General features: G+C 74.9%; 6 protein-coding genes. 4 read left to right on the top strand and 2 right to left on the bottom strand.

Going from position 1 to position 7,903, the window contains the following annotated elements; genetic code table 11:
• Positions 1 to 414, bottom strand: a 414-nt coding sequence (locus G5C62_RS27925) for a hypothetical protein (RefSeq protein WP_241175705.1), incomplete at its 3' end; no start/stop codon positions are given.
• Between the two features lie 124 nt (positions 415 to 538).
• Here G5C62_RS27925 and lpdA point away from each other — a divergent pair.
• From lpdA to G5C62_RS05135, 3 genes are all read left to right on the top strand, one after another.
• Positions 539 to 1,921: a dihydrolipoyl dehydrogenase gene (gene lpdA, locus G5C62_RS05145; RefSeq protein WP_036334837.1), complete on the top strand. Its 1,383-nt coding sequence runs from the start codon at positions 539 to 541 to the stop codon at positions 1,919 to 1,921.
• 78 nt (positions 1,922 to 1,999) lie between these two features.
• Positions 2,000 to 3,868 carry a 2-oxoglutarate dehydrogenase, E2 component, dihydrolipoamide succinyltransferase gene (sucB, locus tag G5C62_RS05140; protein ID WP_164700150.1) on the top strand — a complete coding sequence of 623 codons (1,869 nt, stop codon included), beginning with the start codon at positions 2,000 to 2,002 and terminating at the stop codon, positions 3,866 to 3,868.
• Positions 3,869 to 3,955: 87 nt separating this feature from the next.
• On the top strand, positions 3,956 to 4,861 hold the full coding sequence (locus G5C62_RS05135; protein ID WP_164700149.1) for a TIGR01777 family oxidoreductase: 906 nt from the start codon (positions 3,956 to 3,958) through the stop codon (positions 4,859 to 4,861).
• A 4-nt stretch (positions 4,862 to 4,865) separates the two neighbouring features.
• Here the strand turns inward: G5C62_RS05135 and G5C62_RS05130 are convergent, their stop codons facing one another.
• Positions 4,866 to 6,545, bottom strand: a complete 1,680-nt coding sequence (locus tag G5C62_RS05130) for a serine/threonine-protein kinase (RefSeq protein ID WP_164700148.1) — start codon at positions 6,543 to 6,545, stop codon at positions 4,866 to 4,868.
• Between the two features lie 118 nt (positions 6,546 to 6,663).
• Between G5C62_RS05130 and G5C62_RS05125 the strand changes: the two genes are divergently transcribed.
• Entirely contained in the window at positions 6,664 to 7,899 is a 1,236-nt protein-coding gene (locus G5C62_RS05125) for an FAD-dependent oxidoreductase (RefSeq protein WP_164700147.1), read from the top strand.
• Positions 7,900 to 7,903 lie beyond the last annotated feature (4 nt).

Genomic DNA, 7,903 nt, shown 5'->3' with positions numbered 1-7,903 from the left:
CGCGCGGCTGGCGGCACCGGCGGCCCGGCGGACCGCCTCCGCCGAGTACGAGCCGTCGGCCTGCGGGGCGCCCAGCCCGGCCACGGCGACGACCGGGAACGGGCCCTGGCCGAAGGTGGGCAGCTTGCGGGCGGTGTCCGGGCCGTCGATCCGTCGCCGCGTCCACTCCCCGTCGGCGGCGACCAGCAGGATCGTCGTCTCGGTCACCGCGGTACGGGGCTCGACGTACCCCTCCACGCCGCGCCGGGTGGCGACGAACTGCTCCAGGTGGCTGAGGTCCGCCGACCCCGACGGGCGGTCGAGCGTGCCGCGCCGGCCCCGACCGTCCCCTGCGGCGCCCCTCGCCCTGCGGCTCCGCAGCCGGTCGATCAGCCCCATCGCACTGGCCCCGTCCTCGCCTGCCGCGGACTGCACCGCGACGCTCTTGCAAAGAGCAACGGAGCATCCGAACGCGCCGTTCCCGGGAGTGGCAGGATGGGCACGCGCAGGATCGCCGTGCCCGGAGCAGCTCCGGGCCACCCAGCACTGAGGAGCAGCCGTGAGCGCACCGACCACCCCCGCTGACCTGGTCATCCTCGGTGGTGGCTCGGGTGGCTACGCCGCCGCACTGCGGGCCGCCGAACTCGGCATGTCCGTCGTCCTGATCGAGCGGGACAAGGTGGGCGGCACCTGCCTGCACCGCGGCTGCATCCCCACCAAGGCCCTGCTGCACACCGCCGAGGTCGCCGACAACGCCCGCGAGGGTGAGCAGTTCGGCGTCAAGTCGACCCTTTCGGGCATCGACATGGACGGGGTGAACGCCTACAAGGACGGCGTCATCTCCAAGAACCACAAGGGCCTGCAGGGCCTGATCAAGAGCCGCGGCATCAAGTACGTGAGCGGCGAGGGCCGACTGGTCTCCCCCACCGCCGTCCAGGTCGGCGACGAGACCTTCGAGGGCAAGCACGTGCTGCTGGCCACCGGGTCCTACGCCCGCTCCCTGCCCGGCATCGAGATCGACGGCACCAAGGTCATCACCAGCGACCACGCGCTGAAGCTCGACCGGGTGCCGACGTCGGCGATCATCCTCGGCGGCGGCGTCATCGGCTGCGAGTTCGCCAGCGCCTGGAAGTCCTTCGGCGTCGACGTGACCATCGTCGAGGGCCTGCCCCACCTCGTGCCGCTGGAGGACGAGTCGTCCTCCAAGCTGCTGGAGCGCGCCTTCCGCCGCCGCAAGATCGACTTCTCCCTGGGCAGCCGGGTGGCCAAGGTGCAGACCACCGCCGACGGCGTGAAGGTCTCCCTGGAGAACGGCAAGGACTACGAGGCCGAGCTCGTGCTCGTCGCGGTGGGCCGTGGCCCGGTCAGCGAGGGCCTGGGTTACGAGGAGGCCGGCGTCGCCATGGACCGTGGCTACGTCCTGGTCGACGAGTACTGCCAGACCAACGTGCCGACCATCTCCGCCGTCGGTGACCTGATCCCGACCCTGCAGCTGGCGCACGTGGGCTTCGGCGAGGGGATCCTGGTGGCCGAGCGCCTCGCCGGCCTGCCGGTCGTGCCGATCGACTACGCGGGTGTCCCGCGGGTCACCTACTCCGAGCCCGAGGTCGCCTCCGTCGGCCTGACCGAGGCCCAGGCCAAGGAGAAGCACGGCGAGGTCGAGGTCGCCACCTACGACCTGGCCGGCAACGGCCGGGCCGCGATCCTGAAGACGGCGGGCGCGGTCAAGCTGATCCGCGTCGCCGGCAACGGGCCGGTCGTCGGCGTGCACATGGTCGGCAGCCGGGTCGGCGACATGATCGCCGAGGCCCAGCTGGTCTACAACTGGGAGGCCCTGCCGGAGGAGGTCGCCCAGCTGATCCACCCGCACCCGACGCTGAGCGAGGCCCTCGGCGAGGCGGCGCTGGTCCTGGCCGGCAAGCCGCTGCACGCGCACAACTGACACCACCTGCTCAGCACGACCGCTCCATCCGCACCACCCGCTCAGCACCACCCCACGACCTGAGGAGACCTGCCTTCGATGCCGACGTCCGTCACCATGCCCGCCCTGGGCGAGAGCGTCACCGAGGGCACGGTCACCCGCTGGCTGAAGCAGGAGGGTGACCAGGTCGAGGTCGACGAGCCCCTCCTGGAGGTGTCCACCGACAAGGTGGACACCGAGATCCCCTCCCCCGCGGCGGGCGTGCTCACCAAGATCGTCGTGTCCGAGGACGAGACCGTGGAGGTCGGCGCCGAGCTGGCCGTCATCGGTGGCGAGGACGGCGGCGATGCCGGCGCCCCGGCGGAGGACGCCCCGGCCCAGGAGTCCTCGGCCGACGAGGAGCCCGCCCAGGAGGAGCCCGCCCAGGAGGAGCCGGCTCAGGAGGAGCCGGCCGAGGAGCCGGCCCCCGCAGCGGCCGAGCAGGGCGGCGACTCCGGCGGTTCCGGTGGCGGCGAGGGCACCTCGGTGACCATGCCGGCGCTGGGCGAGAGCGTCACCGAGGGCACGGTCACCCGCTGGCTGAAGCAGGAGGGTGACCAGGTCGAGGTCGACGAGCCCCTCCTGGAGGTCTCCACCGACAAGGTCGACACCGAGATCCCCTCCCCTGTCGCCGGTGTGCTCACCAAGATCGTCGTGTCCGAGGACGAGACCGTGGAGGTCGGCGCCGAGCTGGCGGTCATCGGTGGCTCCGGTGGCGGTTCGGCGACGGCCGAGTCCGCGCCGAAGGCCGAGCCGAAGGCGGAGCCCGCCGCCGAGGAGAAGCCGGCTCCGAAGGAGGAGCCGAAGCAGAAGGCGGCCCCGAAGGCTGACCAGCCGACCCCGGCGGAGGCCAACACCGACAGCGGCCAGCCGGGTGCCGACTACGGGTCGGGCGGCAGCATGCCGACCCAGTCGCCCACCGACCAGCCGTCTCCCGCCGAGGCGGTCGCACCGGCCTCGAAGCCCGCGCCCGCCCCGGCACCCGACGGCGGCGGCGCCTACGTCACCCCGCTGGTGCGCCGGCTGGCTGCCGAGCAGGGCGTCGACCTGTCCTCGGTCACCGGCACCGGCGTCGGCGGCCGGATCCGCAAGCAGGACGTCCTCGCCGCCGCCGAGGAGTCCAAGAAGCCGGCCGCCGCGCCCGCTGCCGCCTCCTCCGGCGGCGCCCGCACCCCCTCGCCGGCCGCGACCCCGGACTCCTCGCTGCGCGGCAACACGGAGAAGCTCTCCCGGCTGCGCACCGTCATCGCCAAGCGGATGCTCGAGTCGCTGCAGATCAGTGCGCAGCTCACCACCGTGGTCGAGGCGGACGTCACCCGGATCGCGAACCTGCGCAACCAGGTGAAGAACGACTTCGCCGCCCGGGAGGGCGTCAAGCTGTCGTTCCTGCCGTTCTTCGCCAAGGCCGCGGTCGAGGCCCTCAAGGCCCACCCGGTGGTCAACTCCTCGGTCGACCTCGAGGCCGGGACGGTCACCTACCACGACGCCGAGAACCTGGGCATCGCCGTGGACACCGAGCGCGGCCTGCTGGTGCCGGTGATCCGCGGTGCCGGCGACCTGAACGTGCCCGGCATCGCCCGGAAGATCGCCGACCTGGCCGAGCGGACCCGCACCAACAAGGTCACGCCGGACGAGCTGGGCGGCGGGACGTTCACGCTGACCAACACCGGCAGCCGGGGCGCGCTGTTCGACACCCCGATCATCAACCAGCCCCAGGTCGCCATCCTGGGCGTCGGCTCGGTGGTCAAGCGCCCCGTGGTGGTGCAGGACCCGGAGCTCGGCGAGGTGATCGCCGTCCGGTCGATGGTCTACCTGGCGCTGAGCTACGACCACCGGATCGTCGACGGCGCGGACGCCGCCCGGTTCCTCACCACGGTGCGGGAGCGGCTCGAGGGCGGGCAGTTCCAGGGCGACCTGGGCATCTCCTGATCCACCGATGAAGGGCCCCGGCTTCGGCCGGGGCCCTTCGTCGTCTCCGCTGGTGCACGTCCCCGTACCGACCCGAAGGAGCACTCGATGAAGGTGGCCGTCACGGGGTCCTCCGGGTTGATCGGATCTGCGCTCGTCCGGTCGCTGGTGGCCGACGGGCACGAGGTGCTGCGCCTGGTGCGCCGCACCCCGCGCACCGCGGACGAGCACCGCTGGGAGCCGGCACACCACCGCTTCCCCGACGGCCTCCTCCACGACGTGGACGCCGTGGTCAACCTCGCCGGCGTCGGGGTCGGGGACCGGCGCTGGACGGAGAAGCACAAGCAGCAGGTGCTGGCCAGCCGGGTCGACAGCACGACCACGGTGAGCCAGGCCCTCATCGAGGCGGCCGGAGCCGAGCCCGGTCGTGACCGGGTGCTGCTCTCGGCGTCCGCCGTCGGCTGGTACGGCGACACCGGCGAACGGGTGGTCGACGAGACCGTGCCGGCCGGCGACGACTTCCTGGCCCGGGTCTGCGTCGCCTGGGAGGCGGCGACCGCACCCGCCGCCGCCGCCGGGGTTCGGGTGGCGACCCTGCGCACCGGGCTGGTGCTCGGCCACGGCGGGTTGCTGGGTCGGCTGCTCCCCCTGTTCCGCCTCGGCCTGGGCGGCAAGCTCGCCTCGGGCCAGCAGTACATGCCCTGGATCAGCCTGCAGGACGAGGTCGACGCGATCAGGTTCCTGCTCACCGCGCCGGTGTCCGGCCCGGTCAACCTCACAGCCCCCAGTCCGGCCACCAACGCGGAGTTCACCGCCGCGCTCGCCGAGGTCGTGCACCGGCCCGCCCTGTTCACCGTGCCCGGGTTCGCCCTGGGACTGGCCCTCGGCGAGTTCGCCGACGTCGGCGTGCTGGCCGGGCAGCGCGCCGTCCCCGACGTCCTGCGGTCGGCCGGGTTCCGGTTCACGCACGAGGACCTCCGGGCGGCGCTGCGGGCCGCCGTCGCCGCCCGCTGACCCCTCACCCGCCCAGCCGGGCATCGGCGATCCGCCAACCCGACGCCGTGCGCTCCACGACCATCTGCACGGGCGCCGCACCCCGGGCAGGCACCTCGGCGACCACCGCGCCGTCGGGCACGCCGGCGCGCACCACCCGGTAGGCCGGCAGCTCGTCGACCAGCTCCACGTCGAACCGGGTCGGCCCGGAGGCCGTCACCTCGACGAGGCGGACCAGCCGGGGCGCGAAGCCGTCGAGCCGCTGGCCGGCCGCGACCAGCTGCTGCACCTGATCGGTGTCGCGGGACAGCGACGCGCTGCCGGGCGCGTGCACCTCCGCCAGCGCCGCCGGGTCCGCGTCGGTGAAGGCAGCGCTCCGCCGTCCGTAGAGGTCGCTGAGCACCGCAGCCCACTCGTCGTCCGCCACCGGCGTCGCCGACCGGTCGGCCGGCGATGCCTCCCTGGCCTTCCCGGCCTCCACCGGATCGTCCGGGGCCGTCGGTGTCGCCGCCGGCGGGGGGACGCTGCTCGCCGCAGTTCGGCCCGCAGCGGGCACCGGGTCACCCCCCGACCCACCCCAGCTCGCCCCGAGCCAGGTCGCACCGGCCAGTGCCGCAGCGAGGGCGGTGAGCACGAGGGCAGCCGTCGCCGTCCGCCGGAGCGCGCCGCGGACCAGGGGACGCACGCCCACCTCACTGCCTCCTCGGGCGACGGCGACCCGGTCACCGAACCGCACCCGGAGCTGCGCCCATCGCCCCTCGGGAGCCGGCACGGCATGGGCGGCGCGGGGTCGCCGGCCCGGCACCTGGTGGGTCAGCTCGGTCCGTGGGCCCCGCCCGGTGGCCCCGAGCTCGCCGTCGGGCACGCCGGCCACCGGGAGCCGGACCGGCTCCGGCCGGCAGGAGTGCCGGAGGTCGAGGGCGAACGCCGCGGCGGACCCTCGCAGGTGCGGTTCGGCCGACAGCCCGCGGAGGACCACGCGCACCAGCTCGTCGGGCGCATCGGGGGCCAGGAGGGCGAGATCGGGCAGGTGACCGCCAGCTGCGACCGCGAACGTGCCCGCGGGGTCGGCGGCGTTCCAGGGAGCGACCCCCGTCAGCGCGTGGAAGGCCGCGGCAGCGACACCGAAGACGTCCGACGCCGGCCCCGGCGCACCGCCGCGGGCCACCACCGGGTCGACGTACGCCGGGGTCACCTCGGCCCGCGCGACGTCGCCGACCAACCGGGCGGTGCCCAGGTCGGTGAGCACCGGGCGGCCCTCCTCCGTGAACACGACATTGCCCGGCGACAGGTCGCCGTGCACGACGCCCCGTTCGTGGGCGTGGGCCAGTGCAGCCGCCACCGGGGCCACCGTGGTGACCACCTCTCCGGGGCGCAGCCGCCCCCGCCGGGCCAGCAGGGCCGCCAGGCTGCCGCCGGCGAGCAGGTCGAGCACCAGCGCCACCTGGGCCGGGCCGTCGCGCACCTCGCGACGGACGACGTGGTGCAGCCGCACCAGGTGCGGGTGGTCGAGCTCACCGAGCAGCCCTGCCTCGCGCTCCTGCCGTTCCGGATCGCCCCGCACCAGCACCTTGACCGCCACCGGCGGCCCGCCCGACCGTGGCCGCGCCCGCCACACCTGGCCGGAGCCACCCCGGCCCAGGAGCTCCTCGAGCACGTAGCCGGGCACGACCGGGGCCGCCGACGGGGAGGGCTGCGCACGCATGCCGGGACGGTAGGGCCGATGGCCGGTCCCCCGCTGGGGCCGTCCACAGGCCACGGGTCCGTCCACAGCTGCGGCGGTGGGCAGGACGGGTCACCCCGGACCGCTTAGGTTCGGACCCATGCCACCGCCGCCACGTGCCGAGGTCGTCGTGGTCGGTGCAGGGCTGGCGGGGCTCAGCGCCGCCACCCGGCTGGCGGCGGCCGGCCGCGACGTCCACCTGCTCGACGCCGCCCAGCACCCGGGCGGCCGGCTGTCGACCGCCCGGATCGACGGCTTCCTGGTCGACCGCGGCTTCCAGGTGTTCAACACCGGCTACCCCCGGGCCGCCGACCTCGACCTGCCGGCGCTCGACCTGGGCTGGTTCTGGACCGGCGCGGTGGTCCGCGTGGACGGGCGCGCCCACCGGGTCGTCGACCCCCGCCAGCACCCGGGCACCGTCGTGGACACGCTGCGGGCACCGCTGGGTGGGCCGGTTCGGCAGGCCGCGCTCGCCGCCTTCTCCGCGCGGGCCGGCTACGCACCGGTGTCCCGGCTGCTGGAGGCGCGCGAACGCACCGCCGCCGAGGCCCTCCGCGCCGCAGGGCTCGGCGAGCAGGCGCTCGAGGTGTTCCTGCGGCCGTTCCTGGCCGGCGTCCTGCTGGAGGACCGCCTGGAGACCTCCAGCCGTTACCTGGACCTGGTCTGGCGCAGCTTCGTTCGGGGCCGGGTCGGTCTGCCCGCCGGCGGGATGCAGGCGATCGGCGAGCAGCTCGCCGGCCGGCTGCCCGCCGACCGCGTGCACCTCGGCGTCCGTGCGACGGGGGTCGAGGGCGGGGCCGTGCACACCGACGCCGGGACCACGGCCGCCGACGCGGAAGTGGTGGCGACCGACCCCGACACCGCGGCGGTCCTGCTCCCCGGGATCGGGGCGTCGGCACCCCGGCAGGTGACCACGCACCTGCACGTGCTGCCGGAGTCGCCCTGGTCGGCACCGCTGATCGTGCTGGGGCAGCCCGGTGGGCGGCTGGTGAACAGCGCGGTGGTCTCGGACGCACAACCGGCCTACAGCCCCGACGGCCGGGCGCTGGTCGCCAGCTCGACCCTGGCGCCGACCCGGGAGCCCGACGTCCGGGAGGAGGTGGCGCGCCTGCACGGTGTCCCCACCACCGAGCTGACCCACCTCACCACCGTCACCGTCACCGGAGCACAGCCGGCGGCCACTCCCCCGCTGCAACACCGTCGCCCGGTCGACCTGGGCGGTGGGCTCTTCGTCTGCGGAGACCACCGGGACACCCCGTCCATCCAGGGTGCGATGGCCAGCGGGTCCCGGACCGCGCGCGCCGTGCTCCGGTGGCTCGGGGCGCCGCCGTCCTGATCGG

It is taken from the genome of Modestobacter sp. KNN46-3 (genome assembly GCF_011039295.1).
This window is presented reverse-complemented; position numbering and strand designations above follow the sequence as displayed.

Excerpts from the sequence above, each read along its gene's own strand:
- G5C62_RS05130 (WP_164700148.1), bottom strand. The coding sequence starts at position 6,545 with ATGCGTGCGCAGCCCTCCCCGTCGGCGGCCCCGGTCGTGCCCGGCTAC.
- G5C62_RS05125 (WP_164700147.1), top strand. The coding sequence starts at position 6,664 with ATGCCACCGCCGCCACGTGCCGAGGTCGTCGTGGTCGGTGCAGGGCTG.
- G5C62_RS05135 (WP_164700149.1), top strand. The coding sequence starts at position 3,956 with ATGAAGGTGGCCGTCACGGGGTCCTCCGGGTTGATCGGATCTGCGCTC.
- sucB (WP_164700150.1), top strand. The coding sequence starts at position 2,000 with ATGCCGACGTCCGTCACCATGCCCGCCCTGGGCGAGAGCGTCACCGAG.